Here is a 26,590-nt window from a genome sequence, read left to right as displayed (position 1 = left end):
GCCGCCGCCGGCCGTGGTGGTCACCGCGCCGCCGATCCAGGCCGAGCCCGCCGGCCCGCCGCCGACCGCGGCCGAACGCCCGGCGGCCGATCCCGACGCGCCGATCGCCACCCGGCCGCAGCCGCTGAATTAACGCAGGTTGATGTAGCCGCGCTCGACCATCCGGCGCAGGCCTTCATAGACCTCGGCCAATTCCTCATAGGCGGTGCGCGCGGCGGTCAGCCGGGCGACCTGATCGACCGTGGCCGGCGCGCCGGACTCCGACTGGCGCAGGCCTTCGGACACCCACTTGCCGCGGGCCGTGGCGGTCATCACCGCCAGCCTCTGGAACACAGCGGCGTCCAGCCCGGGCACCATGTGGCCCAGCACCTCGCGGTTGGCGATGAAGGCCGCATAGTCGATCTGCTCCAGCAGGCCGCGCAGGCGGCGCTGCTCCTGAGGATCGATGTCCTGCGGCTCGAAATGATCCCGTTGCCGGCGATAGCTGCCGGTCTGCATGGTCGACATCGCGCCTCTCCCAACACGACAGTCCGCTGAGCCTGCGCCGCGTCGATTAACGCGGGGTTGCGGTGAGCGTCGCGGCAAGATACTTAAGTGAATGCTTCAGTATCAAGAACCGCTGGATCTCGCCTTTCAGGCCCTGTCGGACCCGACCCGCCGCCGGCTGGTCGAGCGGCTGTCTGCGGGAGCGATGTCGGTCAGCGATCTGGCCGCGCCCCTGCCGATGTCCATGTCGGCGGTGATGCAGCATCTGAAGGTGCTGGAGACGGCGGGACTGGTGCGCTCGGAGAAGGTCGGCCGGGTCCGCACCTGCCGCGTGGAGCCCGAGGCCCTGACCGCGGCAGAACGCTGGTTGAACGCCCGGCGGATATCCGTCGAGCGCAGTCTCGACCGTCTGGGCGTCTTTCTGGACGAAACGAAACCCGAGGAGGAGAAGTGATGACCGCCGAAGCCCCGATTGTCGCGCACGGGACCTTTGTCCTGAAACGCCGCTACGACGCTGCGCCCGCGCGGGTGTTCCGCGCCTGGGCCGATCCCGTGGCCTTCCGCCGCTGGTTCGTCGAGGCGCCGGGCGCGACGATCCACGACTGGGTCCATGATTTCCGCGTCGGCGGCGCCGGCGGCGGCCGCTATCGCTTCGGCGGGCCCGAGAACGACACCGGCTTCAACGACACCCTCTTCCTGGACATCGTCGAGAACCGGCGGGTGATCCTCAGCTATGTCATGGGGACCGAGGTCGGCGGCGAACGGATCCGGTTCTCGGCCTCGCTGGCGACCATCGAACTGGTCGCCGACGGCGCGGGCACGCAACTGACCTATACCGAGCAGGGCGCCTATTTCGGCGCGGACGGGGCCGGTCACATTCCCCTGCGCGAGGAGGGCTGCGCCGCCATGCTGGAGAACCTCGCCCGCCAGCTGGAGGAGGCCGCCTGATGTCGTTGATCCTGTGGTCCCATCCCTACTCCGGCTATGGCCAGAAAGCCGCCGTGGCCCTGTACGAGCTGGACCTGCCGTATGAGCTGAAGCTGGTCGACGGGTCGCCGGACGCGATGGAGGGCTTTCTGGCCGTCTCGCCGTTCGCCAAGATGCCGGCCCTGATCGATACAGCGGCGGGTCGCACGGTGATCGAGTCCAGCATCGTCATCGAATACCTCGACCGGCTGGCAGGCGGCGGCAAGCTGGTCCCCGCCGATCCTGAAGCCGCGCTCGAGGCGCGCTTCATCGACCGGATCCTCGACATCTACGTCGGCGGCAACATGAACCGGATCGTCTTCAATCGTCTGGGCCGCGCCGGTACGCCGAACGAGACGGCGATGGCGCAGGATGCGGCCGAGCTGGAGAGCGCCTGGGATATGCTGGAGGCCCGGCTGGCGGACGGGCGGACGTGGGGCGCGGGTGAGGTCTTCACCCTCGCCGACTGCGGCGCGGCCCCGCTGCTGACCTACGCCCGGAGACTGGTCCCGTTCGGCGACCGGCCGCGTCTGAGGGCCTGGCACGCCCGGCTGACGGCGCGGCCGTCCTTCGTTCGGGCGCTGGAAGACGCCGCACCGTTCGGGAACCTGATGCCCGCGCCCCTGCCTGAAGACTAGCCGCGAGGCTGCAGCACCATCAGGGTCGATTGCCCGTGGGCCAACAGCCGGCCGTCGGCGTCCCGGATCGTCGCCTCCGCGGTGATGATCTGGCGGCCCGGGTTGATCACCCGGCCCTCGCAGATCACCTTGCCGGTGGTGGCGGTGATCGGACGGGTGAAGTTGGTCTGGGTCGAGATCGAGGTATAGCCGACGCCCGCCGGAAGGGTGGTGTGGGCCGCGCAGCCGGTGGCGCTGTCGATCAGGGTCAGGGCCCAGCCGCCGTGCACCATGCCTTGCGGGTTCAGGATGTGCGGCCCGGTCTCGCCTTCGAAGACGGCCGTGCCGTCGCCGATCGCCACCAGCCGGAAACTCATGGTCTCGCCGATGGTGGCGGGCGGGATGCGACCGTCAATGACGGCCTGCAGCAGGTCCTTGCCGGGCATGCGGCCCATGGCGTGGGCGGTGGTGGCGGGAAGATCGGTCATGGCGTGACAGTGGGGGTCGCGACGGCCCGCCGCAAGCACGCGACGGATCGCCGCGCGGGCTTGGCGAGTTCCGTCATCGACCGTAGCTGTGAGGAAACGCGAGGAGACCCGCATGCCGCTTCTGATGTGCCCCAACGACAACGCCGCGATGCAGACGCTGGAACGCGGCGGCGTCCAATTCGACATGTGCCCGACCTGCCGGGGCGTCTGGCTGGACCGCGGCGAGCTGGAAAAGCTGATGGAGACCGCCACCGCCGAAGGTCGCGCCTCGGCCCCGCAAGCCGCGCCGGCGCCCCAGCCGCAGCCCCAGGCTCCCTATCCGCCCCAGCAGGCCCAGCAACCGTGGGGCCATCAGGGCGGCTATCGCGACGACCGCTATCGCCGCGATGACGAGTACCGCTACAAAAAGAAGAAGCGCGACAGCATCTTCGACATCTTCGACTAAGCCGCGTCCGAAAATCAGGCCGCCAGTCCGGCCGCCTTCATCAGGGTCTTGAGCGGCGCCAGGGCCTCCGGCGCCGCTGCGAGGGCGGCGCGGGCCTCGGGCGCGCGGAACAGCTTGATCGCTTCGGCCTTGGCGCGATCCGCGGCGGGGCCGAGCGGCGCGGTCTCGCCCGCCGCCATCCGCAGCAGGACCGACAGCTTCTGGGGCGGCGGCGCCGGGGCGCGGGCCAGCATGGCGACGATCCGCGCCTCGCCCTCGACCACGCCCCCGACGGCGCCGATCGCGGCGGTGATGTCGCCCTCGTCCTTGTCCGAAAGACCGCACGCGCGCACGGCCCGCTGAAGGTTGGCGAGCACGCCGAGCTTCTGGGCCGCGGTCTGGCCGCCCGTCTGCCGCATCTCGCTTTCGAACCTCAGGGAACTGACGCAGGCCGACAGCCAGCGCGCCGCCGATCGCTTGTTGGCCACGCCGGTGACGTTCTCGCACAGTCGCGTCAGGGCCTCCGCCTCGCACAGGACGGTCCGGCAGGTCTTGACGTAGGCGGCGACGAAGTCGGCGGTGACGAGGGCCTTGGACCGTTCGTTGAACGCGTTCTGGACTTCCTCGAGGGTCAGCAGACGCCCGGCCGTCGCGGTCAGGCCCGTAGCGAGGGCGCGCAGGATGTCGATCTCTCCGGCCGCATCACTGGGCCGCAGACGACGCGGGCTCATCAACTCGCGCAGGACCATCCTCGCCAGCGCCGCGGAGAGCAGGGGGAACTCGCCCGCCTGGATCCGGGCGCCCAGTCGCGCCGCGGGACCTTCCACGGCCGGGATCTGCAGGGCCATGCGCGGGTCCTGACGGACCAGAATCTCGACCTCGCGCGGGGCGACCATCCGGACGACCGCCGCCATGGCCGCGCCCTGGTCCAGCGACGGGCCGAGGATGTCGGCCAGTCCGCCGCGCGATCCCAGCATCTCGCAGAGAATCTGTTCGATAGGCACCAGCACCATGGCCCGGGGCTGGCCGTCCATCGGAGCCCGGTCCGCCAGGTCCATCAGCCGCGACAGCCGGCTGCGCCCGTCCTTCTGCTCGACCAGGGCGCCGGCGATGACGCCGCCCATGATGAAGGCCCGGTCGGACTGGCCTTCCAGTCGATGGGCCAGGTCGGCGAGGGAGTGGTGCTCCAGATCCGGGAAGCGGCTCTTGCGTCCGGTGGTCACCAGCCGCTCGATCGTGGCGTCCGCCAGCCGTTGGTAGTGACGGACAAGGTCGTGCACCGGCTTGCCGTCGGCCTGCGCCTCCGGCACGGCCACCTTCTGGATCGCGTGCTGCAGCTCGACCCCGGAGGCGTCCAGCCGTTCGGCCAGGTCGGGCCGATGCAGCAGTTCGAAGGCGGTCACGCTCTGGCGGCGCAACCAGTCTTCCAGCACCCGCCCGATCTGCTCGCGGGCCATCGGCGCATAGAGATCATGCGGGGTCCCGCACCGCGGCCCGGCGTCCTCCTCGGCCATCACCCTGCGGGTCTGCACCTCGGGCGCGCCCCGGGTGAAGACGGTGACGCTGTTGAACTCCATGGTGTCGGGATCGAGCGTTTCCTTGGTCACGCGCACCGCCGCCGCATAGCCGTCGCGCAGCAGATCCTCGGCCGTGTCGATGGCGTGGGAGCGCTGTTCCGTCGCGATCTCGAGGACCCACGACGACGGCGCGGTCCTCCGGATATAGACTTCGTAGTGGACGGGACCGGCCATGGGACGCTCGTTCAGTTCGTCCGCATCATGCGCCCCCAGACTTTAAGGGCGGGTTTCATTGCGGATTTGCACAGGGCGCGCCATCTTTTGGCGCCGTAATCTAACCGCGATGACGTAGAACGGTTACGCTTGCCGTGCGTTGATGACGCGGAAGACGAGACTGCAAGGAGAGCCGACTTGGCCAACATCACCCTGGTGGACGACGACGAGAACATCGTGGCGTCGGTTTCGCTGGCGCTCGAGAGCCACGGCCACAAGATCACGGCCTACCATGACGGGGCCTCGGGTCTGGAGGCGCTGGAGAACACGCCGCCGGATCTGGCGATCCTTGATGTGAAGATGCCCCGCATGGACGGGATGGAGGTGCTGCGCCGCCTGCGCCAGACCTCGCAGATTCCGGTCATCATGCTGACGTCGAAGGACGAGGAGATCGACGAAATCCTCGGGTTCAACCTCGGCGCCGACGACTACATCCACAAGCCGTTCAGCCAGCGCCTGCTGATCGAGCGGGTGAAGGCCCTGCTGCGCCGGACCGGCGCGGACGGCGGTGAGCCCGAGCCCAGCGCGGAAAACTCGAACAAGGCCATCAAGCGCGGCAAGCTGACGATGGACCCGGCGCGCCACGAGAGCACCTGGGACGGCCGGCCGGTCAAGCTGACCGTGACCGAGTTCCTGCTCCTTCAGGCCCTGGCCCAGCGTCCCGGCTTCGTGAAGAGCCGCGACAACCTGATGGACGCCGCCTACGACGATCAGGTGTATGTCGACGACCGCACCATCGACAGCCACGTGAAGCGCATGCGCAAGAAGTTCCGGGTCGTCGATCCCGAGTTCGACGCGATCGAGACCCTGTATGGCGTCGGATACCGTTACCGCGAGAGCTGAGGCCGGCGCGCCCGCTGCGGACCGACCCCGCCGACCCAAGCGGTTCGGCGGGTCGCGTCTGGGCGGGCTGATCCTTGCCCTCAACCTCCTCAGCCTCCTGATCCTGTTCGTCGGCGCCCTGCTGCTCAATGAGTGGCAGCGCGGCCTGATCGAGGCCCGGCAGGAGACGCTGAAGGGGCAGGCCGAGATGCTGGTCCGGGTGCTGGGCGAACCCCAGATCGGGGTCACGCGCGGTTCGCCGACGCCCTATCTGGACTCGATCGAGGCCAGCCGGTGGCTGCGCGACAACTTCATCCCGGCCGGTCAGCGCGCCCGTCTGTTCGACGTCGACGGCATTCCCGTCGCCGACAGCTATGAGGTGACCGAGGCGATCCCCGGCCAGCCCCTGCCCCCGGCGCGTCCGGCGGGCACGCCCGAGGCGCGGCCCGACGCCAAGGCCGTGGCCGGCAACGCCCGCAAGCTGGAACAGGCCCGTCTCGCCCTCGCCGCCGAGGTCGAGGCCGCGCTGGAGGGCCAGCCGCAGGCCCAACTCAGAACAAACGAGTCCGGCGACCGCATCGTTTCGGTCTCCATTCCTGTTCGCCACGTCCAGCAGGTGCTGGGCGTGCTGACCCTCGAGGCCGGGGATGTCGACGAGATGGTCGGCGCCCAACGTCGGGCCCTGATGCCCTTCGCCCTGGTCGCGCTGGCGGTGAACCTGCTGGGTTCGCTGTTGCTGCACCTGTTCGTGGCCCGGCCGGTGATGCGCCTGTCCGCCGCGGCTGACGAGGTCCGCCTCCAGCGCGCCCGGGCCATCTCCCTGCCCGATCTGGAAGGTCGGAAGGACGAGATCGGCGACCTGGCGCGGTCGCTGGAATCGATGACCGAAACCCTGTCGGCGCGCATGGACGCCATCGAGGCCTTCGCCGCCGACGTCAGCCACGAGATCAAGAACCCGCTGACCTCGATCCGGTCGGCGCTGGAAACCCTGCCGCTGGTCAAGACCGAGGCGCAGCGCGAGAAGCTGACGGCCCTGTTGCAGCAGGACGTGCGGCGGCTGGATCGTCTGATCACCGACATCTCCAACGCCTCAAGGCTCGACGCCGAACTCAACCGCGACCGGCCCCGCACCGTCGATCTGACGGCCCTGCTGGCCGATATCGTCAGCGTCTATGACGCCGGGCGGAAGCCGGGGGAGTCGCGCGTCGTCTTCACGCCGCCGTCGGGCGAGCATGCGATGATCGTCGGGCGCGACGGGCCGCTGGGCCAGGTGTTCCGGAACCTGATCGACAACGCCCGCTCGTTCAGCCCGCCGGACGGCGAGGTCCGTCTGGCCCTCCTGCGGGACGATCTGGACGAGCGGGAAATCCGCGTCGTCGTCGATGATGACGGTCCCGGCATCCCGCCTGAAAACCTCGAGACGGTGTTCGAGCGCTTCTACACCTCGCGCCCGCGCGGCACGGCCTTCGGCGCCAACTCGGGTCTGGGGCTGTCGATCGTGCGCCAGATCGTCGAGGCGCACGGCGGCACGGTGCGGGCGGAGAACCGGCCCGGTTCGGACGGGCCGGCCGGCGCGCGCTTCGAGGTCGCCCTGCCGGCGGCGCCCTCGGTCCGGCGGCCCTGATGCAGCCCGTACACGCCACCGTGGTCGCCCGGTGGGCGCCCGGCGGCTGGCGCGCCGTGGCCCTGAGGGGCGCGTCCGGCGTCGGCAAGAGCGATCTGGCCCTGCGCCTGATCCAGACCGGCTGGCGGCTTGTGGCCGACGACTACGCCTGCCTGTTCGCGTCCGGCGGGCGGCTGTTCGCCCGCGCGCCGGAGACGATCCGGGGGCGGATGGAGGTGCGGGGTGTGGGAATTCTGCCGGTCTGCGCGCTCGATCTGGCGCCGGTCGTGATGGTCGTGGATCTGGTCCACGAACCCGTCGAACGCCTGCCGGAGCCCCGGAACGTCACGCTTTTCGGGGTTTCCACCCCCTTGCTGACGCTCGATCCGCGAGAGGCGTCCGCGGGTGAAAAGGTCGCGGCCGCGATCGCCCGGCTTTAACCCGGCGCGGACTTGGGCTATTCCGCGCGGCTTGCGGTCAGCTCAGGAAGCGGCCGGAACGCGGGGGCGCAAGTCTTGGTGAAGCCTTCATGATCGGGCTGGTGATCGTCACCCACGGAGGGCTGGCCTCCGAATTCCTTTCGGCGATGGAGCATGTCGTGGGCCCGCAGCGCGGGGTCGCGGCCATCTGCATCGGGCCCGAGGACGACATGGAGCGTCGCCGTCGCGATATCGTCGACGCCGCGCGCGCGGTCGACGACGGCGAGGGCGTGATCCTGCTGACCGACATGTTCGGCGGCACGCCGTCGAACCTGGCCATCTCGGTGATGGAGGAGACCCACGCCGAGGTCATCGCCGGGCTGAACCTGCCGATGCTGATCAAGCTGGCCAGCGTGCGCGGTCGCGAGCCGCTCGAGTCCTGCGTGGCCCATGCCCAGGACGCCGGCCGCAAATACATCTCCGTGGCCAGCTGGGTCCTGCAGGGCGAGAAATGACCGACGCCGTCGCCGCCACCGTCGGCATCTGCAACCAGCGCGGCCTGCACGCCCGCGCCTCCGCCAAATTCGTCAAGCTGGCCTCCAGCTTCGAAAGCGAAATCCGGGTCACCCGCGACGGGGTGACCGTCAACGCCCTGTCGATCATGGGCCTGCTGATGCTGGGCGCCGGCAACGGCTGCGACGTCCACATCGAGGCCGAGGGCGCTGACGCCGCCGAGGCCATCGAGGCCCTGTCCGATCTGGTGAACCGGAAGTTCGACGAGGACCAGTGAACGCGCCGGCCTTCAAGGTCACGATCGTGCAGCGGCCCGCCGGCGAGGCGCCGGAATGGGTTCGCGACGCCTGGATCGGACTGGAGTTGCCGCTCATCTGCCTGACGGAAGTCACTGTCGAGACCGGCGGCGTCCTGAGCGGCCCATGGGGGCGGTGGTCCTGTTGGTGGGCCAGGCTGACCGGACGACTGGGTCAGACAACCGGCTGGGCGGTCGATTCCGCCAGGGCCATCGACCTGCTGTCGCGCAAACGGCCGGACGCGGCCGACTGGTGGCGCACCCATGCCGCGCGCTTCACCGTGCCCGGGCAGGCCTTCATCTTCGATTCCGCGGCGTGTGAGCCGTCGCCCGAGCCGGTGGCCAACGCCCCCTGGGGGTGAGCGTCAGGCGTCATCCGGACGCGGCAGGATCGCGCCCACATGCGCCACGCCCCGCCTGTCCGCGATCTCGATCTGGCGCGCGCGTTCACGGGCGCCGGCCTTCTGGGCCTCGGTCCGGGTGTCATGGCACCGGTCGCAGCAGACCCCTTCGACATACCGGGGCGAGGCGCGTCCCTCCGGGCTGACCGGCATGCGGCAGCCGCGGCACAGGGTGTGCGTGCCCTCCGACAGGCCGTGGCCGACCGCGACCCGCTCGTCGAAGACGAAGCATTCGCCGCGCCACAGGCTTTCAGGCTCCGGCACGGTCTCGAGATACTTCAGGATGCCGCCCTCAAGGTGGAAGACCTGATCGATCCCCTCGGCCCTGAGGAAGGCGGTCGACTTCTCGCAACGGATGCCGCCGGTGCAGTACATGGCGACCTTCGGCGGCTTCAGCCCGGTGCCGGCGCGCTCCAGCAGGGCGCGACCCTCGGTGCGGAACCACTCCGGGAAGTCGCGGAAGCTGCGGGTGTTGGGCTGGACGGCGCCCGCGAAGGCTCCGACCTCGCCCTCATAGTCGTTGCGGGTGTCGATCACGAGGGTGTCGGGATCGGCGATGAGCGCATTCCAGTCCGCCGGGGACACATAGGTCCCGGCATTGGCCGCCGGGTCGAGATCCGGTTCGCCCATGGTCACGATCTCGGCCTTGAGGCGCACCTTCATCCGGTGGAAGGGCATGGTGTCGGCGGTCGCGAACTTGACCTCCAGCGCCTCGAAGCCGGGCAGGGCGCGAATGCCGTCAAGAGCCCTGTCGATCGCCGCCGGAGGCCCCGCGATGGTTCCGTTCAGCCCCTCGTGGGCCACCAGCAGAATGCCGCGCACATCCGGCTCGCACAGGGCTTTCAGACGGGTCTGAACGGCCTCGCGATCCCCGATCCGGGCGAACCGGTACAGGGCGGCGATGCGGAACGGTTGGGTCATGCGGTGATCGGGACCGTCGGTCCTGTCCTGAGTGCCAATCCTCGCGAGAGGATTGGTGGAGCCGAGGGGAGTCGAACCCCTGACCTCGTCATTGCGAACGACGCGCTCTACCAACTGAGCTACGGCCCCCCAAACCCGGACTGGCCGGGTGCAGGCGAGCGCGCGACATACGAGCGGCGGGGCGGTGGTGTCAACCGGTCGCATGCGTCCGGCGGCGCGGATGGCGGGAAATGTTGGCGATAGCGCTCCGGTCCAGCTAGAAGCGCGGATCAACTGACGGCTGGAGCACCTCGCGGCATGGCGGCGATCATCGGGTTTCTGTTCTTCATCATCGGCTCGCTGCTGAACCTGTTCCTGATCGCCCTGATCGTGAACGCGGTGCTCAGCTGGCTGCTGGCCTTCGACGTCATCAACTACCGGAACCGTTTCGTGGCCTCGCTGGCCGAGACCCTGGACCGGATCGTCGGCCCGGTGCTGGCCCCGCTGCGCCAGATCATTCCGTCGCTGGGCGGCATCGACATCACCCCGATCATCGCCTGGATCATCATCTCGGGCATCCAGCGCTTCCTGCTGCCGGCATCCGAGCAGGCGCTGCTCAATCTGATCGCCTACTGAGGCGCGGCGCGGAGGTCACGGCGGACCGTCTTCACGGTTTACGCGACGTTCCGCGCTTGCACCGTTCGGCGACCGTCCTAAGGTGCCCGCCCACGGGGCCGTTGGCCTGACAGACGACCGGACTTCATGACCACGATCAAGACAGTCGCCATCATCGGCGCGGGCCAGATGGGCGCGGGTATCGCCCAGACGGTGGCGACGGGCGGCTTTGACGTGAAACTCTATGACGCCGCGGGCGATCGCGCGCCGCAGGCGCTCGGCGCGATCGCGGCCAGCCTGGCCCGCCAGATCGGGCGCGGTCTGATGACCCAGGCCGAGGCCGACGCCGCCCTGTCGCGCATAGTGCCGGTCACCACCCTGGCCGACGCCGCCAAGGCCGATCTGGTCATCGAGGCCGCCGTCGAGGACGAGACGGTCAAGAAGGCGATCCTGCTGGATCTGGTGCCTCTGCTCGGCCCGGACACCCTGCTGGCCTCCAACACCTCATCGATCTCGATCACCCGTCTGGCCTCGACCACGGACCGGCCTGAACGGTTCATCGGCCTGCACTTCATGAAGCCGGCGCCGGTGATGAAGCTGGTGGAGATCATCCGCGGCATCGCCACCTCGGCCGAGACCTACGAGGTCGCCGTGGCCTTCGCCGAGTCGCTCGGCAAGACGACGACCAACGCGGAAGACTTCCCGGCCTTCATCGTGAACCGCATCCTCGTCCCGATGGTCAACGAGGCGATCTACACCCTGTACGAAGGGGTGGGGAACGTGGCCTCGATCGACAAGGCGCTGAAGCTGGGCGCCAACCATCCGATGGGACCGCTGGAACTGGCGGACTTCATGGGACTGGACGTCGTCCTGGCCATCATGAACGTGCTCTACGACGGCCTGGCCGACAGCAAGTATCGCCCCTGTCCGCTGCTGGTGAAGTACGTCGAGGCCGGCTGGCTGGGCCGCAAGTCGGGCCGCGGCTTCTATGACTATTCCGGCGAAACCCCGGTCCCGACCCGATGATCCCGCGCCTCGAAAAGCCTGAGGACTTCCCCGGCCAGCAGCGCGTGACCTGGCGGCGTGAGCCGCAGCGCACCGCCCTGGCGGTGGTGCTCGCCGTCCTCTGGCCGCCGCTGTGGATCACCCTGGCGATCTGGCCGCCGCACAATTGGATGCCCGGCCTGGAGATGGACTGGCGTCTGCAGCTGTTCATCCTGGGCCTGATCGGCGTGCCGTCGATCCTCTGGCTGCTGGCGCGCGAGCGTCGGATGGGCGGCCGTCCGGCGACCCGTCTGGGCGTGGTCTGGCGCTTCATGTTCTACGGCGGTCTGATGGCCGTGGTTCTGGCCGCCCTGTTCGCCCTGGGGCAGGTGGTCCTGCAATGGCTGAACGCCGCCAATCTGGGCGAGGGCGTCGGCAGCAGCGAGACGACCCTTCTGATCTATGGCGTCGGCGGCATGCCCTTCGCGGTGGTCATCGGCGTCGCCTACGCCCTGTGGGCCGGACTTTGCGTGGCCTTCATCGCCTTCACGCCCCAGCCCGAGGTGCGGGATCGTCTGGGCGTGATGGGCCGCGACGGCGCCGCCTGAAACCTTACAGCGAATTGGTTTGACGCCGTCCGACGGCGCGGCGACCTTCCCCGCTCACTCGGGGGAGTTCAGACATGAGCGTGGCAGACACCGCCTCGGCCCGGTTGGCGCCGATCGCGCCGAAGGACCGCATCTTCACTCTGGATATGCTGCGGGGCTGGGCCATCCTGGGCATCCTGGGGGTCAACGCCATCGCCTTCGCCTGGCCCTTCGCGCTGGAGATGGATCCGACCCTGCCGCCCCAGTGGGCGCATGACCACGCCAATATCGCGGCCGAATGGGCCAAGGACGTCTTCTTCCAGGACAAGTTCCGCTCGCTGTTCTCCATGCTGTTCGGGGTGTCGATCTTCCTGATCGGCGGCGAGCGGTTCGACGCCGCCCGCGGGCCGCTGCTGACGCGCCGGCTGATGTGGCTGGGGCTCTTCGGCCTGATCCACGGCTTCGCCCTGTGGTTCGGCGATATCCTGCTGCACTACGCCTACACCGGCCTGCTGGTGATGATCGCGCGGTCGTGGTCGGCGCGGCGACTGATCTGGACGGGGGCGGCCCTGAATGCGGTCTTCGCCCTGGTGTCAGCGGTTACGATGCTGCTGACGGGCATGGCGTCGGGCGCGCCCGAGGGCGGTGCGGCGCAGGGCGGCAATCCGTTCGGCACGACGCCCGAGCAACTGACGGCGATCATCCAGGCCTATCAGTCCGGCTGGCCGGGCGCCCAGGTCGAGAACCTGAAGGCAGCGGTCTTCCTGCAGCTGATGAGCCTGACGCTGATCCCGATCACCGCCGGCCTAATGCTGCTGGGGCTGGGTCTGTTCAAGGCCGGGTTCCTGACCGGCCGGTCGCCGACCTGGGTCTATGTGCTGATGCTGCTGATCGGCGGCGCCAATCTGGCGGCCTTCGGCTGGTACGACTGGCAGCTCTACGCGGCGCCGCACGGCGCGCCGGACCCGACGAAGGGGATGGCCGGCGTGCTGGGCAGCTTCGCCCCCCTGATCACCCTGGCCTACGTCAGCCTGCTGATCCTGATGACCCGCTTCGGGCTGAAGGCGGCCACCGGGGTGCTGGCGCCGGTGGGGCTGATGGCGTTCACCAACTACCTGACCCAGACCCTGATCATGACCTCGCTGTTCTACATGCCGTGGGGGCCGCACTGGTATGGAACGCTGTCGCCGGCCCAGCTCTGGCTGGTGGTCGGAGGCGTCTGGATCGCCCAGCTGATCTGGTCGCCGCTCTGGCTGTCGGTCTTCACCATGGGGCCGTTCGAGTGGCTGTGGCGGTGTCTGACCTATGGACGCTGGGTGCCGCTCAGGAAGTAGGTTCCAGGTTAGCGGGATCAGGTTTCAGGGAAGGGGGCGGGATTTGCCCTGACATCTGGAACCTCGAACCCAGTCCCTCTAAAAGCCCGGCATGACCGACAACGCCCCCGTCCGCCCCGAAGCCCGCAACCCCCGTGGGTTCGCCGACCGTCGCGGTCGCGACCTCGTCGCCGAGCGTCGCCTCGTGCAGCGGGTGTCGGAGGTTTACGAGCGTTGGGGCTTCGAGCCGCTCGAGACCCCGGCGTTCGAATATGTCGACGCCCTGGGCAAATTCCTGCCCGACACCGACCGTCCGAACGAGGGCGTGCTGGCGCTGCAGGACGACGACGATCAGTGGATGGCCCTGCGCTACGACCTGACGGCGCCGCTGGCCCGGTTCGCGGCGCAGAACTGGGAGACGCTGCCCAAGCCGTTCCGCCGCTATGCCTTCGGGCCGGTGTGGCGCAACGAGAAGCCCGGCCCGGGCCGCTTCCGCGAGTTCGTCCAGTGCGACGCCGACACCGTGGGCTCCGACCGTCCCGAGGCGGACGCCGAGATCATCGCCATGGCCTGCGAGGGCCTGCAGGCCGCCGGTCTGGCGCCGGGACAGGCGGTGATCCGCGTCTCGAACCGCAAGCTGTTCGACGGCCTGTTCGAGGCGGGCGGCATCACGGATGCGGGCCAGAAGCTGACCGCCCTGCGCGCCATCGACAAGTTCGACCGTCTGGGTTGGGAGGGCGTCGCCGCCCTGCTGGGCGAGGGGCGGCTGGACGAGTCCGGCGACTACACCAAGGGTGCGCAGCTGCCGCTGGGCGTGGCCTCGACCATCGAGGCCTTCCTGGCTTCGGCGGGGGATGCGGCGCTGAGCCGTGCGGAGACGCTGGAGGCCGTGGCCCGCGCGGGCGGGCTGGGCGCCATCGGCGAAGGCGCGCTTGAGGAACTGGCGGCCATCGACCGGGCCCTGAACGCCATGAAGGTCAGCCAGGACGCCGTCCGCTTCGACCCGACCATCGTCCGGGGCCTGGAGTACTACACCGGCGCCGTGTTCGAGGCCGAGCTGTTGCTGGAGACCACGGACGAGAAGGGGCGCGCCGTGCGCTTCGGCTCGATCGGCGGCGGCGGCCGCTATGACGATCTGGTGGCCCGGTTCACGGGCGAGCGCCTCCCGGCGACCGGCTTCTCGTTCGGCGTCTCGCGTCTGGCCTCGGCCCTGCGCGCCGCCGGACGCGGCGACGAGGACGCGGTGCGCGGCCCGGTGGTCGTGATCGCCTTCTCCGACGCCGACATGCAGCACTACCTCGACGCCGTATCCGAGCTGCGCAACGCTGGGATCGCGGCCGAGCTCTATCTGGGTCGGGCCGGGATGCGTCCGCAGATGAAGTACGCCGATCGTCGGGGTTCGCCCGCCGCCATTATCCTTGGCGGCGACGAGATCGCGGCGGGAACGGTCACGATCAAGGACCTCGATGCGGGGCGGATGTTGGCCGCGGGCGTGGCCGACAACGAGGCTTGGCGGGCTGAACGGCCCGGCCAGCAGGTCGTGCCTCGCGCTGAACTTGTGTCGACCGTCCGGGGTATCGTCGGTCACTGACGCACAGCTGCGTGAGTTATCGCTGATAACAAAGGAAAAATCCCTCACGACGTCAGGGTCTTGATTGACTTGCGGCGTGAATTGTCGTCTTTCTGACGCACTCGGGAAGCGCAGCGCCATGCGCAGCCGCATCCCGGAGGCGTTTCGGGGAGGAAACGTCCGCTCGACAAGAGCGAAAGAAAGCCCGCCGCGATGTATCCCCCGCGGCGGGCTTTTTTATTGTCCGTTTTCCTGGCGCTAACGCTCGCGACGCGGTCGCTCGCTGTTTGAGCGCGCGCCGTCACCGCCGTCTGACGATCAGCCCGCGCGAAGCGCCGGACCGCGCCCCCGGAGAGGCCGACGGTCCGCGGCCAACAAAAAAGGCCGGAGCATGAGCCCCGGCCTTTCTGTCTTTCAGGACGATCCGCTTACCAGATGCGGACGCGGTCTTCCGGCGCCAGGTAGTATTTGGTGCCCGGCTGGATATCGAAGGCGGCGTACCAGGCGTCGACGTTGCGGACCGGGCCGATGACCCGGAACTCGGCCGGGCTGTGCGGATCGGTGGCGATCTGGTTGCGCAGGGCGTCGTCGCGCATTTTCGACTGCCAGACCTGGGCCCAGCCGTAGAAGAAGCGCTGGTCGCCGGTCACGCCGTCCAGAACCGGGGAAGGCTGACCGTTCAGCGACAGGTGGTAGGCTTCCAGACCGACGGCCACGCCGGCGGCGTCGCCGATGTTCTCGCCCATGGTCAGGCCGCCCTGGACGTGGAAGCCCGGGATCGGTTCGAACTGGTCGTACTGGGCGCCCAGACGGGTGGTCAGGGCTTCGAAGTTCGACTTGTCCGCCGGGGTCCACCAGTTGCGCAGCACGCCGTCGCCGTCGGACTTGGAGCCCTGGTCGTCGAAGCCGTGGCCGATTTCGTGGCCGATGACGCCGCCGATGCCGCCGTAGTTGACGGCCGGGTCAGCCTCCGGATCGAAGAAGGGCGGCTGCAGGATGGCGGCCGGGAAGACGATCTCGTTGTTGGCCGAGTTGTAGTAGGCGTTCACGGTCTGCGGGGTCATGCCCCACTCGTCCTTGTCCACCGGCTGGTTCAGGCGGCTGAGCTGGTACTGCCACTGGAACAGGCCCGCACGCTCGCCGTTGCCGAACAGGTCGTCCGGACGGATTTCCAGCGCCGAGTAGTCACGCCACTTGTTCGGATAGCCGATCTTGACGGTGAACTTGGCCAGCTTCTCCTGGGCGGCGGCGCGGGTTTCGGCGCTCATCCAGCTCAGGTTGTCGATGCGGTGCGACAGGGCCCGACGCAGGTTGGCGACCAGCTCTTCCATCTTGGCCTTGGACTCGGCCGGGAAGTATTCGGCGACGTACTGGCGGCCGACGGCCTCGCCCAGCATGCCTTCGGCGAAGCTGATGCCGCGCTTGTCGCGCGGACGCTGGGCCGGCTGGCCGTTCAGGTCCCGCGAGCGGAACTCCCACTGGGCGTCCGAGAAGCGCTGCGACAGGCGGCCGGCGGCGTCATCGACGGTGTGGAACGCCTGCCAGGCCTGGATCACGGCCATGTCGGTCTCGGCGTAGATCGCCGCGATCTTGGGCATGGCGGTGTCCTGGCGGACGATGAGGCGCGGAACCTCGCCCACGCCGACGGCGTCGTAATAGGCCTGCCACGGGAAGCCCGGGGCTTCCTGGGCCAGTTGGCCGATGGTGTACTCGTTGTAGGTCTCGTCGCGGTTCCGGTTCTGGATCGGGGTCCAGTGGGCCTCGGCGATGCGGGTTTCGAAGGCCACGATGTCAGCGGCGGCCTGTTCCGGGTTGGCCCAGCCGATCATGCCCAGCATGCGGGCGACGTAGGCCTGGTACAGGACCTTCTTCTCGGCCCAGCGGGCTTCCAGATAGTAGTCGCGGTTCGGCAGGCCGATGCCCGACTGGCCGGTCGAGACGACGTAGCGGGTCGGCGCCTTCTGGTCGATCGAGATGCCGGTGCCGAAGATCGAGGCGCCGATGCGGCCCTGGCTCTGGCCCATGTAGACGGCCATCTTGTCGTGGGTGTCGGCGGCGCGGATCGCGGCCAGGTAGGGCTGCAGCGGCTGGGCGTCCAGCGCCTCGATGCGGGCCACGTCCATGTACGAGCGGTAGGCGTCGGCGATCTTCTGCTCATCCGAGCCCGGCGCCAGATCGGTGCGGGCCACCAGGCCTTCGATCATCGCCTTGACGCGGTTGTCCGACAGTTCGCGCAGCAGGGCGAAGGAGCCGTAGCTGGTGCGGTCCGACGGGATCTGCATGCGGTCCAGCGCGGCGCCGTTGGCGTAGCGCATGAAGTTGTCGCCCGGGTTCACCGAGGTGTCGCGACCGTTCAGGTCGAAGCCCCAGGTGCCGTAACGCGGCGCGACGGTGCCCTGGAAGCCCTGGACGGCGGCGCCTTCCGCGGGGACCTGGAACAGTTCGAAGACCGTGCAGGCCTCATCGATGCAGGTGTGGTCATGGTCCTGCGCCTGGGCGGCGGCGGGCAGGAGCAGCGCGCCCATGGCGGCGCCGATAAGCAGCTTCTTCATTCTCGGGTTCCGGACTTCTCTTCACCAACTGGAAGGGTCGGCGCGGACCCTACGCCCGCATCAGGGGCTGTCGTCTGAATTTTTTGTCATGATACGACGGAAACCCAGACGCAGCGGCGTTTCAGCCTGTAGGCTGAACCGTACGGAGGGCGAATGGCGACTCACGGCGGCGGCGGCGAATACAAGGACCTGGTGGTCTTCCTGGCGGCGGCCGGGGTGGTGGTCCCCCTGTTCAACCGGCTGAAGATCAGCCCGGTTCTCGGCTTTCTTGCGGCAGGGGTTTGCCTCGGTCCCGACGGCCTGGCCCGTTTCGCCGACACGGTTCCCTGGCTGAGCTGGCTGACCATATCGGACGCCAGCCAGATCCGCTCCCTGTCCGAACTGGGCGTGGCCTTCCTGCTGTTCATGATCGGGCTCGAGCTGTCGTGGGAGCGGCTCAAGGCCATGCGCCGCCTGGTGTTCGGCCTGGGGCTCAGTCAGGTCGTCGTCTGTACGGTCGGGCTGGCGGTCGTGTTCATGCTGATGGGGCAGGCGCTCGTGTCCGCGGCGGTGCTGGGCATGGGGCTGGCCCTGTCCTCGACCGCCGTGGTCATGCCGGTGATGGCCGAGCGGGGGCGGCTGGGCGGAGCGGCGGGCCGGACGACCTTCTCCATCCTGCTGGCCCAGGATCTGGCCGTGGCGCCCATCCTGATCACGGTGACCGTGCTGGCCGCGCTGGCCCAAGGCGGCGCCGCCGAGGGCGAGTTCGATCCGGCCGTTCTGGGGCCCGCCCTGTTCACCCTCGTGCCCGCCGCGATCGGCCTGGGACTGCTGGTCTTCCTCGGGCGACTGGTGCTGCGGCCCCTGTTCCGGTCGGTGGCCAGGGCGCAGGCGCGCGGGCAGGGGCAGGAGATGTTCGTCGCCGCCTGCCTGCTGGTCGTGGTCGGCGCGGGCCTGGCGGCCCAGGCGGCCGGCCTGTCGATGAGCTTGGGGGCTCTGGTCGCCGGCCTGCTGCTGGCCGAGACGGAGTTCCGCCGGGCGGTGGAAGTCTCGATCGAGCCGTTCAAGGGCTTGCTGCTGGGGGTGTTCTTCGTCGGCGTCGGCATCGGCCTGGACCTTGATGCGGTGGCGGCCGATCCGGTCGCCGTCTTCGGGCTGGCCCTGCTGCTGACCCTGTTCAAGGCCGCGCTGATCTACGGCGTGGCCCGCCTCTGGGGCGTGAAGAACCGCACGGCGATCGAGACGGCGCTGGTTCTGGGGCCGGCGGGGGAGTTCGCCTTCGTCATTCTCGGCGCCGGCATGGTCGAGGGAATCGCCTCTCCGGGCTTCACCGGGACCGTGATGCTGGCCGCGACTATAAGTATGTTTACTGTACCGTTGATGGCGATGTTTGCGGATCGTCTTGCGAAACGGGTGGCGCCAACTCAACCCGATCTTCCGTCAGAGGCCCTCGAACCGCCGTCGGTGGAGGGGCAGGTTCTCATCGTCGGCTTCGGCCGGGTGGGGCGGCTTGTCGGGGAATTACTGGCCGAACACGGACAGAAATTCGTGGCTGTGGACGCCAATGCCTCGACGGTCGCCAAGGGGCGGGCCGAGGGGTCGAACGTCTTCTACGGCGATGCCGGAAACGCCGACATGCTCCAGCGCTGCGGCATCGAGAAGGCCCGCGCCATGGTGGTTACGATGGATGCTCCCGCCAAGGTTGACGAGGTCGTGGCGGCGGCGAGGTCGCTGAGGCCGGACCTCATCCTGATCGCCCGCGCCCGGGATTCGAAACACGCGGAGAGATTGTATCGGCTGGGCGTGACGGACGCCGTGCCTGAGACGACCGAGGCCAGTCTTCAACTGGCCGAGAACACCCTGGTCGACCTCGGCGTACCGATGGGACTGGTCCTCGCCTCCATTCATGAACGGCGCGACCGGTTCAGGAAATTGTTCCAAGAAGCCATGCCCGACAGTAAACGGGAGCGCCTCCCCCGGGCGCTCAGGTCAACAAACCGCCGATCCGGTGCGACGGAACAGCAAAGCTGAGCCGTTAACCCAGCAACTATCGTCGCTGTTAATCTGTGCACCCCAATTTGGTCATCGTTGCGTGATGAGTGCCCCCTTCGCCGGCCACCGGTCGGGCCAAGGGGCGCTCTTCCCGCGTCCTGATTCCCTGCCTTCCAGGCGTTCTTTCGTGCCGGCGGTCTCCCCGCTGCTTAGTCGAGTAACCGTTTTCCATGCGAGATATCGCCCTGAGCTCCGCCCTCACCGCCTCGGACGTCGAGGCTGAAGCCCCCCGCCTGAACCGTCGCCAAGCCGCCAAGGTGCGCACCCGCCAGAAGGTTCTGGACGCGGCCCGCACCCTCTTCGCCGAGCGCGGCTACGAGCCGGCGACCATCCGGGACATCGCCAAGGGCGCCGGAATGTCGACGGGCGCCGTCTTCGCCAACTTCCAGGACAAGGCTGAACTGTTCGAGGCCGTCCTGGCCGAGGACATGGCCCGTCTGGCCGATGCGCTGAAGGCCGCCGTCGCCGCCGAGAACTCGGTGCGCGGTCGTCTGCTGGCCGCCCTGACCGCCGCCTACCACGCCCAGCTCGAGCACCTGCCGCTGGTGCAGGCCGTGGTGTCGCGTTCGTGGTTCCAGCCGGTCGCCGCCGAGATGCGCAGCCGCGCCGCCCTGCGTCCGGTCACCGGCGTGGTCGCGGACATCCTGCAGACCGCTGTCGCCGAAGGCGAAGTGCGCCAGGACGCCGACGTCCGCCTGCTGGGTGAACTGGTCTACGGCGCCTACGTCGCCAACTACCGCCACGCCGCCTACGACGGCTGGGGCATCGAGCAACTGACCGCCCAGATCGCCAAGCAGATCGACGTGATCCTGGCCGGCGCCCTGTCGCGTCAGTAAGCGCGGCGTCAGGCTGACAGATTGAAGGCCGCGGCGAGAGCCGCGGCCTTTGTCGTTTTCGCTCAGGCAGCGAGCGATAGCGCTCCGAAGAGCCTCAGCTCTTCCAACGAAGCGTGGCGGGCTTCACCGGGTTTTCGAACGGTCGACCCTCGGTGCGGCTCTTGCCCCACTCGCGCTTCAGCTGCTGGTACCACTTGGCCTGCTTGTCGGCGTCGTCGATCCAGATCAGGGCCGGGTCGTAGCGCAGGCCCTCGTTCTGCAGGTTCACCATGCCGCCGTCCTGCTTGAGGAAGGCGACGACGCCCATCCGCAGGAAGGGCTTGGCCAGATCGAAGACCCAGTGATCGGACCAGAAGATCTGGGTGATGCGGGTCTTCGTCTCGGTGACCGGGGTCAGGCAGGTCAGGGCCAGCACCTGCTTCGGGCCGACCTGGATATGCTCCCAGCGATAGCCGGGCAGGCGGAAGGTGATCTCGGTCGCCGGGGCGCCGCCCAGGATCTTGTAGGCGCGGCTGTTGGACGACGGGGCGTGACGCACCATGGAGAAGCCCAGTTCGCGCGGCTCGAAGGCCTTGGCCTTCTCGTGCATCGAATGCTCGGACCGCCACCACCACTGCTGATGGACATAGGGGCCGTGGGCGGGGTCCATCAGGCCGACGACGGCGTGGTCGATGTGGCTGTCGAAATCCATCCACTCGACCAGCTTGGCCTCCCCGACGGCGCCGGGGAACTGCGGCGGCTCGTGGTCGGGCTCGCCACCGCCGCGGGGGTCGGAGCTGATCCAGACGAAGACCAGGCCCTGGCTCTCGCGCACGGGATAGGCGCGGACCTTGATCCGGCTCGCCTCGAAGGCCTGATCCTCGACCAGCGAGGGGATGGAGGCGCAGACGCCGTCCGGACGGAAGCGCCAGCCATGATAGGGGCATTCGACCGTCTCGCCCTCGCCGGGCTTGTTGACCACGCGGCCGGCGGACAGGGGGGCGGCGCGGTGGGGGCAGATATCGCGCATGGCGAACACCTGCCCGGCCCTGGTGCGGCCGACCAGCACCGGCTCGCCCAGCAGCTCGTAGCGCTTCAGCGACTCCGGCTTCACGTCGCGTGACAGGGCGACGAAATACCAGGTGTCCAGCACGAAGCCCTTGCCGAAGGCGGTCGGCGGAGCCTTGGCTTCGGGCGCGTTGGGAGAAACCGGGGCGGGATCGGCGAGGGTCATGGCGACACTCCTAGCGCCTGTCGAACGGGAAGTCTTGACCGGCCGCATCCAATCGCGCCCCCTGCGGCGACTAACGAACAACAGCGGGCGCCCGGCCCGCCCAGAGGAAGCGCCATGAAGACCCTGACCGCCGTCGCCGCCTGTCTTTCACTCGGCATCGCCGCGCCTGCCCTGGCGCAGGAGCATGGTCACGGCGACCATGCCGCCCACGGCAGCCAGCACGGGCATCAGCACGCCGACTTCGAGTCGGGCCGCTTCCATGTGCGCGTGGACGGTCCGGAGCATCCGGTGGGCGACATCATCCTGATCCCGGGCCTGACGTCCTCGCCGGAAATCTGGGAGGCGCTGACCGAACAGCTGAAGGGCCGCTACCGGGTGCATCGGGTCCATGTGCAGGGCTTCGCCGGAGCCCCGGCCGAGGCCAACGCCACCGGGCCGGTCGCCGCGCCCGTGGCGGAAGACCTGGCCTGCTACATCGCCGAGCAGGGCCTGAACAAGCCGGTCGTCATCGGCCACTCGATGGGCGGCACCATCGCCCTGATGCTGGCGGCCCGCCATCCGGACAGCGTCGGCAAGCTGATGGTCGTGGACATGGTGCCCTTCATGGGGGCGATGTTCGGACCTCCCGGAACGACCGCCGAAAGCGTCGCCCCGGTGGCGGACCAGGTCTACGCTGGCATGTCGACCAGCCCGCGTGCGGCCTATGACGCCCAGGCCACGGCCTCCATCAACGGCATGATCCTGACGGAATCCCTGCGCGCCGGACCGATCCGCGACATGGAAACCAGCGACCAGCAGGTGGCCGCGTCCTCGTTCCGCGAACTGATCGTCACGGACCTGCGTCCCGAGCTGGCCAACATCACCGCGCCGACCGAGGTGCTGTACGTGAAGTTCAACGATCCGCGCATGACGCCGGAGATCACCGACGCCATCTACAGCATGTCCTATCAGGGGCTCCGCGGCGTGGAACTGAAGCGGATCGACGACTCCGCCCACTTCATCATGCTGGACCAGCCGGCCGTATTCGCCGCCGAGGTGAACGCGTTTTTAGAATAGGGGCCTGAACGGTCATCCTTTCGGCCGAAATGGTCCTCACGGTTCCGTGAAGGCAGACGGGGCGTTTGCGTGCGCCGCCTGATCGGCTAAGGCCGTCAGGCGGGTTGGGTGAGGTTCAGATGGCCGGTGGGTTCAGCTTCGGACGGGGCAATGGCGGGGGCGAAAAGCCCGCGCGGACGCCGCTTCAGCGCGTGCTCTACTGGGGCGCGGTGCTGGGCGTCTGGGGCGCCATCTTCCTGGTCGTCTTCTTCGCGGTGTTCGCGCGCGACCTGCCTGACACCTCGACCCTCTACAATGTCGATCGCCAGCCCTCGATCACCTATCTGGACCGCAACGGCGCCCTGATCGCGGTGCGCGGCACCCAGCAGGCCCCGCCTGCGGACCTCGATGCCCTGCCGGACTATGTCCCGGCGGCCTTCATCGCCATCGAGGACCGGCGCTTCTATCACCACCCCGGCTTCGACCCGATCGGCATGAGCCGGGCGATGGTCTCCAACATGCGCGCGGGCCGCGTGGTGCAGGGCGGTTCGACCCTGACCCAGCAGCTGGCCAAGAACCTGTTCCTGTCCCCGGACCAGAACATGAAGCGCAAGGTCCAGGAGCTGATGCTGGCCGTGTGGCTGGAGATGAAATTCTCCAAGGACGAGATCCTCGCCCTGTATCTGAACCGGGTCTATTTCGGCGCGGGCGCCTACGGCATCGAGGCGGCGTCGCAGCGCTATTTCGACAAGAGCGCCAAGCAGCTGACCGTCGGCGAGGCGGCCTTGCTGGCCGGCCTGCTGAAGGCCCCGTCGCGCTACTCGCCGGTGTCCGAGAGCGAGCGCGCCGCCAACCGCGCCACCGTCGTCCTGAACGAGATGGTCGACGCGGGCGTCATCACGTCGGAGCAGCGCGCCCAGGCCGTGACCGAGCCGGTCCGCGTCTCGCGCACGCTCGCGACCCAGCACGCCCAGTACTTCATCGACTGGCTGGACCGGCAGATCCGCGAACTGGTCGGCGAGCCGACCGAGGACATGATCGTCGAGACGACGCTGGACCTGACCCTGCAGACCCAGGCCGAGCGCGCGGTGCGTCGCATTCTGGACCGCGACAGGTCCAAGGGCGTCGAACAGGCCGCCCTGGTCGCGCTGGACGGCGAGGGCCGGGTGCGCGCCATGATCGGCGGCAGCTCCTATGCCGACAGCCAGTTCAACCGGGCCACCGAAGCGCGGCGTCAGGCCGGTTCGGCCTTCAAGCCCTTCGTCTATCTGACGGCGGTCGAGAGCGGCTACACGCCCGAGACCCGGGTGAACGACGCCCCGATCCGCATCGGCAACTGGTCGCCCCGCAACTATTCGGGGACCTTCAACGGGGAAATGACCCTGGCCAACGCCGTGGCGCAGTCGACCAACACGGTCGCCGCCGGAGTCGCGGATCAGGTCGGCCGGGACAACGTCGCCCGCACGGCGCGTCGTCTGGGCATCACCAGCCGCATCGGGCTGGAGCCCGCCATGGCGCTGGGCGCGGTCGAGGTGTCTCCGCTGGAGATGGCCCAGGCCTATGACGCCTTCGCCAACGGCGGCCGCCGCGTGCAGGCCTACGGCATCAGCCGCATCCGCACGCCGGAAGGCCGCGTGATCTACCAGCGCGCCAGCCGCGCCGAGGGCCCGGTGCAGGCGATCAGCAACCCGTACCTCTACTACATGAACCAGATGATGCGGGGCGTGATCACCTCCGGCTCAGGCCGTGGCGCGGCGATCAGCGGCCGCGATCTGGCGGGCAAGACCGGCACCACCTCGGACTACAAGGACGCCTGGTTCGTCGGCTACACCGGCGGCTTCGTCACCGCCGTCTGGGTCGGCAAGGACGACAACACCGCGATGCGCGGCGTGACCGGCAGCTCGGCTCCGGCGGCCATCTGGCGGAACTTCATGGAGGCGGCCCTGCCGCGTCTGAACGCCCCGGCGATCCCGGACGGCCCGCCGATGCCGGAAGGCTGGCAGCCGCCCAGCCCGGTCGAGAGTCTGATCGGCCAGATCGGCGATCTGTTCGGCGACAACCCGCCCGGCGACGGCGCCACCGATCCCCTGGACGAGCGGCTGATCGAGCCGCAGCCGGCCCAGCGTCCGACCGCGCCCAACCGCCCGGAGACCCCGCCGGTGGTGCGTCCGACCCAGCCCCAGCCGCCGCGTCGTGAGGAGCCGCGGCCGGAGCCTGAGCCCGAGAAGAAGTCGGATCCGCTGTTCTTCTAGCGCCCGACCGCGTGCAGGGCGGGGCCGTGGTCCCGCAGCCATTTGCGGTAGGGGCGGTGGTCGCCGACCAGCCCGTGCACGACCGACCAGTAGGCCGGGCTGTGATCCGCGTGGACCAGATGGGCGACCTCGTGCGCGGCCAGATAGTCGGCCACGGCGGGGGGCGCGAGGATGACTCGCCAGCTGTAGCGGATCGACCGGTTGTGCGGGCTGCACGAGCCCCAGCGCGAGCGGGTGTCGGCGATCGACACCGTCACGGGGCGCTGGCCGAGGGTCTTCAGGTGATGCTCGGTGCGCTCAGTCAGCACCTGCCGGGCCAGGCGTTTGAACAGGTTTTCGACCCGGCGGGAGAAGGCTTCACCCTCGCCGCCGGACTGGATCACCGGGCCGTCGGCGGTGTCGATCAGGCGTGCCGCCCCGGCGCCGCCCGTGGCGACCAGCAGGGTCGGGCGACCGTAGAGCGGCACCACGGCTCCGGGCTCCAGCGGGGCGCTGTCCGGCCGTTCGGCCAGCCGCTCGCGCATCCAGTCGGCCCTGGTGCGGGCGAAGGCGACGACCTCGCCCAGCTTGCGCTCGGACGGGGCGACCAGCACGGCCTCGCCCGCGCGGCCGTCAATGCGGATCGACAGGCGTCGGGCGCGCGGATTGACCGACAGCCTGACCGGGACCCCGAGCGCCTCAGGCGGCAGTCGCTGGCCGTTCCGGTACTGCACAGAGAGCCTCGTTGGCCGCGATGAAGTCGCGAACGCGCGGATAGATTTCGTCCCGGAAGCGGCGGCCGTTGAAGACCCCGTAGTGGCCGACCTCGGACTGGACGTAGAGGACGCGGCGCTCGTTCGGGATGTTGGGCGTCAGGACGTGGGCGGCCTGGGTCTGGCCGACGCCGGAGATGTCGTCCTTCTCGCCCTCGACGGTCATCAGGCCGATGTCGGTCACGGCGGCCAGGTCGACCTTGCGGCCGCGGTGCTCCAGCAGGCCGCGCGGCAGAAGGTGCTGCTGGAAGACGATGTCGATGGTCTGGAGATAGAACTCTTCCGACAGGTCGAGCACCGACAGGTACTCGTCGTAGAATTCCTCGTGCTTCTGCGCGCCGTCGCCGTCGCCCTCGACCAGGCTTTCGAAATAGCGGCGGTGGGCGTCGATGTGCTTGTCCTCGTTCATCGACATGAAGCTGTAGAGCTGGACGAAGCCCGGATAGACGCGCCGTCCGAAGCCGGGATAGGGCCAGGGCACGGTGTGGATCATGTTCGACTTGAACCAGGTGAACGGCTTTTCCTCCGCCAGCTGGTTGGTCACCGTCGGCGACAGGCGGGCGTCGATCGGCGAGCCCATGAAGGTCATCGAGGCGGGCCGGTTGGGATCCTCGTCCTCGGCCATCAGGGCGCAGGCGGCCAGCACCGGCGGTCCGGGCTGGCAGACGCCGACGACGTGGGCCCGCGGGCCGATGACGCCGAGCATGGTCCGCACGTGGTCAATGTAGTCCGAGAAATCGAACCGCCCCTCCAGCATCGGAACCTGACGGGCGTTGGCCCAGTCGGTGACATAGACGTCGTGGTCCTGAAGGAAGCCCTCGACCGTGCCGCGCAACAGGGTGGCGTAGTGGCCCGACAGGGGCGCCACGATCAGAACGGCGGGCGCGTCGGACGGCTTGCCCGCCTTCTTCAGATCGCCCGCGTCGCGCTGGAAGCGCACCAGCCGACACCAGGGCGAGGACCAGACGACCTGCTCGGTCGTGCGCACCGGGTGGCCGTCGATGTCGACGGTCTCCAGCCTCCAGGCGGGCTTGCCGTAACGGCGCGTCAGGCTCTCGAACACCTCGGCCGAGGCGTAGGCGGTCCGCCCGATGGCAGTGTCCGCGGCTGGATTGAACGGAGAGCT

General features: G+C 68.9%; 27 protein-coding genes and 1 tRNA gene. 19 read left to right on the top strand and 9 right to left on the bottom strand.

Annotation, left to right across the window (positions count from 1 at the left end; translation table 11 throughout):
- Positions 1-129: 129 nt before the first annotated feature.
- Complete coding sequence (locus VGE03_RS06315; RefSeq protein ID WP_331045625.1) at positions 130-507, bottom strand: hypothetical protein; 378 nt, start codon at positions 505-507, stop codon at positions 130-132.
- A 91-nt stretch (positions 508-598) separates the two neighbouring features.
- Here VGE03_RS06315 and VGE03_RS06310 point away from each other — a divergent pair, with 91 nt between their 5' ends.
- The 3 genes from VGE03_RS06310 to VGE03_RS06300 are packed head-to-tail and all read left to right on the top strand — an operon-like array spanning position 599 to position 2,090.
- Positions 599-940 (top strand): metalloregulator ArsR/SmtB family transcription factor, encoded by a 342-nt coding sequence (locus tag VGE03_RS06310; RefSeq protein WP_331045624.1) that lies wholly within the window; start codon positions 599-601, stop codon positions 938-940.
- Entirely contained in the window at positions 940-1,434 is a 495-nt protein-coding gene (locus VGE03_RS06305) for an SRPBCC domain-containing protein (protein WP_331045623.1), read from the top strand. The genes VGE03_RS06310 and VGE03_RS06305 overlap by 1 nt, the downstream gene beginning before the upstream one ends.
- A complete protein-coding gene (locus VGE03_RS06300; protein WP_331045622.1) occupies positions 1,434-2,090 on the top strand; it encodes a glutathione S-transferase family protein in 657 nt (218 codons plus the stop codon). The genes VGE03_RS06305 and VGE03_RS06300 overlap by 1 nt, the downstream gene beginning before the upstream one ends.
- Here VGE03_RS06300 and VGE03_RS06295 read toward each other — a convergent pair.
- Complete coding sequence (locus VGE03_RS06295; RefSeq protein WP_331045621.1) at positions 2,087-2,557, bottom strand: PaaI family thioesterase; 471 nt, start codon at positions 2,555-2,557, stop codon at positions 2,087-2,089. The two genes, VGE03_RS06300 and VGE03_RS06295, sit on opposite strands and share 4 nt — an antisense overlap.
- A gap of 112 nt (positions 2,558-2,669) precedes the next feature.
- On the opposite strand from VGE03_RS06295, the gene VGE03_RS06290 reads away from it, so the two are divergent.
- Entirely contained in the window at positions 2,670-3,002 is a 333-nt protein-coding gene (locus tag VGE03_RS06290) for a zf-TFIIB domain-containing protein (RefSeq protein WP_331045620.1), read from the top strand.
- A 14-nt stretch (positions 3,003-3,016) separates the two neighbouring features.
- Here the strand turns inward: VGE03_RS06290 and VGE03_RS06285 are convergent, their stop codons facing one another.
- Positions 3,017-4,732, bottom strand: coding sequence for a hypothetical protein (locus VGE03_RS06285; protein WP_331045619.1), 1,716 nt, complete (start codon positions 4,730-4,732; stop codon positions 3,017-3,019).
- A 177-nt stretch (positions 4,733-4,909) separates the two neighbouring features.
- Between VGE03_RS06285 and VGE03_RS06280 the strand changes: the two genes are divergently transcribed.
- From VGE03_RS06280 to VGE03_RS06255, 6 genes are all read left to right on the top strand, one after another.
- On the top strand, positions 4,910-5,614 hold the full coding sequence (locus tag VGE03_RS06280; RefSeq protein ID WP_331045618.1) for a response regulator transcription factor: 705 nt from the start codon (positions 4,910-4,912) through the stop codon (positions 5,612-5,614).
- A complete protein-coding gene (locus tag VGE03_RS06275; protein ID WP_331045617.1) occupies positions 5,583-7,217 on the top strand; it encodes a HAMP domain-containing sensor histidine kinase in 1,635 nt (544 codons plus the stop codon). Before VGE03_RS06280 ends, VGE03_RS06275 begins: the two co-directional genes overlap by 32 nt.
- The gene (locus VGE03_RS06270; protein ID WP_331045616.1) at positions 7,217-7,636 is read left to right on the top strand and encodes an HPr kinase/phosphatase C-terminal domain-containing protein; all 420 of its coding nucleotides are present in this window, start codon (positions 7,217-7,219) and stop codon (positions 7,634-7,636) included. The genes VGE03_RS06275 and VGE03_RS06270 overlap by 1 nt, the downstream gene beginning before the upstream one ends.
- An 89-nt stretch (positions 7,637-7,725) precedes the next feature.
- Entirely contained in the window at positions 7,726-8,130 is a 405-nt protein-coding gene (locus VGE03_RS06265; protein ID WP_141625548.1) for a PTS sugar transporter subunit IIA, read from the top strand.
- Positions 8,127-8,405 (top strand): HPr family phosphocarrier protein, encoded by a 279-nt coding sequence (locus tag VGE03_RS06260; protein WP_331045615.1) that lies wholly within the window; start codon positions 8,127-8,129, stop codon positions 8,403-8,405. Before VGE03_RS06265 ends, VGE03_RS06260 begins: the two co-directional genes overlap by 4 nt.
- Positions 8,402-8,785, top strand: coding sequence for a hypothetical protein (locus tag VGE03_RS06255; RefSeq protein ID WP_331045614.1), 384 nt, complete (start codon positions 8,402-8,404; stop codon positions 8,783-8,785). Before VGE03_RS06260 ends, VGE03_RS06255 begins: the two co-directional genes overlap by 4 nt.
- A 3-nt stretch (positions 8,786-8,788) precedes the next feature.
- On the opposite strand, the gene VGE03_RS06250 is transcribed toward VGE03_RS06255, so the two are convergent.
- Together VGE03_RS06250 and VGE03_RS06245 are read right to left on the bottom strand one after the other, a co-directional pair.
- Positions 8,789-9,745, bottom strand: a complete 957-nt coding sequence (locus VGE03_RS06250) for a rhodanese-related sulfurtransferase (protein WP_331045613.1) — start codon at positions 9,743-9,745, stop codon at positions 8,789-8,791.
- A gap of 53 nt (positions 9,746-9,798) precedes the next feature.
- A tRNA-Ala gene (locus VGE03_RS06245) sits at positions 9,799-9,874 on the bottom strand.
- 168 nt (positions 9,875-10,042) lie between these two features.
- Here VGE03_RS06245 and VGE03_RS06240 point away from each other — a divergent pair.
- The 5 genes from VGE03_RS06240 to hisS all read left to right on the top strand — a co-directional run bounded on the left by VGE03_RS06240 (position 10,043) and on the right by hisS (position 14,814).
- Entirely contained in the window at positions 10,043-10,360 is a 318-nt protein-coding gene (locus VGE03_RS06240; protein ID WP_331045612.1) for a YggT family protein, read from the top strand.
- A 126-nt stretch (positions 10,361-10,486) separates the two neighbouring features.
- A complete protein-coding gene (locus VGE03_RS06235) occupies positions 10,487-11,365 on the top strand; it encodes a 3-hydroxybutyryl-CoA dehydrogenase (RefSeq protein ID WP_331045611.1) in 879 nt (292 codons plus the stop codon).
- Positions 11,362-11,931, top strand: a complete 570-nt coding sequence (locus VGE03_RS06230) for a phthalate transporter (RefSeq protein WP_331045610.1) — start codon at positions 11,362-11,364, stop codon at positions 11,929-11,931. The genes VGE03_RS06235 and VGE03_RS06230 overlap by 4 nt, the downstream gene beginning before the upstream one ends.
- Before the next feature lie 74 nt (positions 11,932-12,005).
- Positions 12,006-13,244, top strand: a complete 1,239-nt coding sequence (locus VGE03_RS06225; protein WP_331045609.1) for a DUF418 domain-containing protein — start codon at positions 12,006-12,008, stop codon at positions 13,242-13,244.
- A 91-nt stretch (positions 13,245-13,335) separates the two neighbouring features.
- On the top strand, positions 13,336-14,814 hold the full coding sequence (hisS, locus tag VGE03_RS06220; protein ID WP_331045608.1) for a histidine--tRNA ligase: 1,479 nt from the start codon (positions 13,336-13,338) through the stop codon (positions 14,812-14,814).
- Between the two features lie 407 nt (positions 14,815-15,221).
- Here the strand turns inward: hisS and VGE03_RS06215 are convergent, their stop codons facing one another.
- Complete coding sequence (locus tag VGE03_RS06215) at positions 15,222-17,345, bottom strand: M13 family metallopeptidase (RefSeq protein WP_331045607.1); 2,124 nt, start codon at positions 17,343-17,345, stop codon at positions 15,222-15,224.
- 153 nt (positions 17,346-17,498) lie between these two features.
- On the opposite strand from VGE03_RS06215, the gene VGE03_RS06210 reads away from it, so the two are divergent.
- Positions 17,499-19,355, top strand: coding sequence for a cation:proton antiporter (locus tag VGE03_RS06210; RefSeq protein WP_331045606.1), 1,857 nt, complete (start codon positions 17,499-17,501; stop codon positions 19,353-19,355).
- 191 nt (positions 19,356-19,546) lie between these two features.
- A complete protein-coding gene (locus tag VGE03_RS06205) occupies positions 19,547-20,212 on the top strand; it encodes a TetR/AcrR family transcriptional regulator (protein WP_331045605.1) in 666 nt (221 codons plus the stop codon).
- 94 nt (positions 20,213-20,306) lie between these two features.
- Here the strand turns inward: VGE03_RS06205 and VGE03_RS06200 are convergent, their stop codons facing one another.
- A complete protein-coding gene (locus VGE03_RS06200) occupies positions 20,307-21,425 on the bottom strand; it encodes an aromatic ring-hydroxylating dioxygenase subunit alpha (RefSeq protein WP_331045604.1) in 1,119 nt (372 codons plus the stop codon).
- 114 nt (positions 21,426-21,539) lie between these two features.
- Here VGE03_RS06200 and VGE03_RS06195 point away from each other — a divergent pair, with 114 nt between their 5' ends.
- Together VGE03_RS06195 and VGE03_RS06190 are read left to right on the top strand one after the other, a co-directional pair.
- Entirely contained in the window at positions 21,540-22,481 is a 942-nt protein-coding gene (locus tag VGE03_RS06195; RefSeq protein WP_331045603.1) for an alpha/beta hydrolase, read from the top strand.
- Between the two features lie 119 nt (positions 22,482-22,600).
- On the top strand, positions 22,601-24,712 hold the full coding sequence (locus VGE03_RS06190) for a PBP1A family penicillin-binding protein (protein ID WP_331045602.1): 2,112 nt from the start codon (positions 22,601-22,603) through the stop codon (positions 24,710-24,712).
- On the opposite strand, the gene VGE03_RS06185 is transcribed toward VGE03_RS06190, so the two are convergent.
- Positions 24,709-25,425, bottom strand: coding sequence for a SprT family zinc-dependent metalloprotease (locus VGE03_RS06185; RefSeq protein ID WP_331045601.1), 717 nt, complete (start codon positions 25,423-25,425; stop codon positions 24,709-24,711). The two genes, VGE03_RS06190 and VGE03_RS06185, sit on opposite strands and share 4 nt — an antisense overlap.
- Positions 25,391-26,590, bottom strand: a 1,200-nt coding sequence (locus VGE03_RS06180) for a polyhydroxyalkanoate depolymerase (RefSeq protein ID WP_331045600.1), incomplete at its 5' end; no start/stop codon positions are given. The genes VGE03_RS06185 and VGE03_RS06180, both read right to left, overlap by 35 nt.

This window comes from Brevundimonas sp. (assembly GCF_036400995.1).
Classification (GTDB): Bacteria; Pseudomonadota; Alphaproteobacteria; order Caulobacterales; family Caulobacteraceae; genus Brevundimonas.
This window is presented reverse-complemented; position numbering and strand designations above follow the sequence as displayed.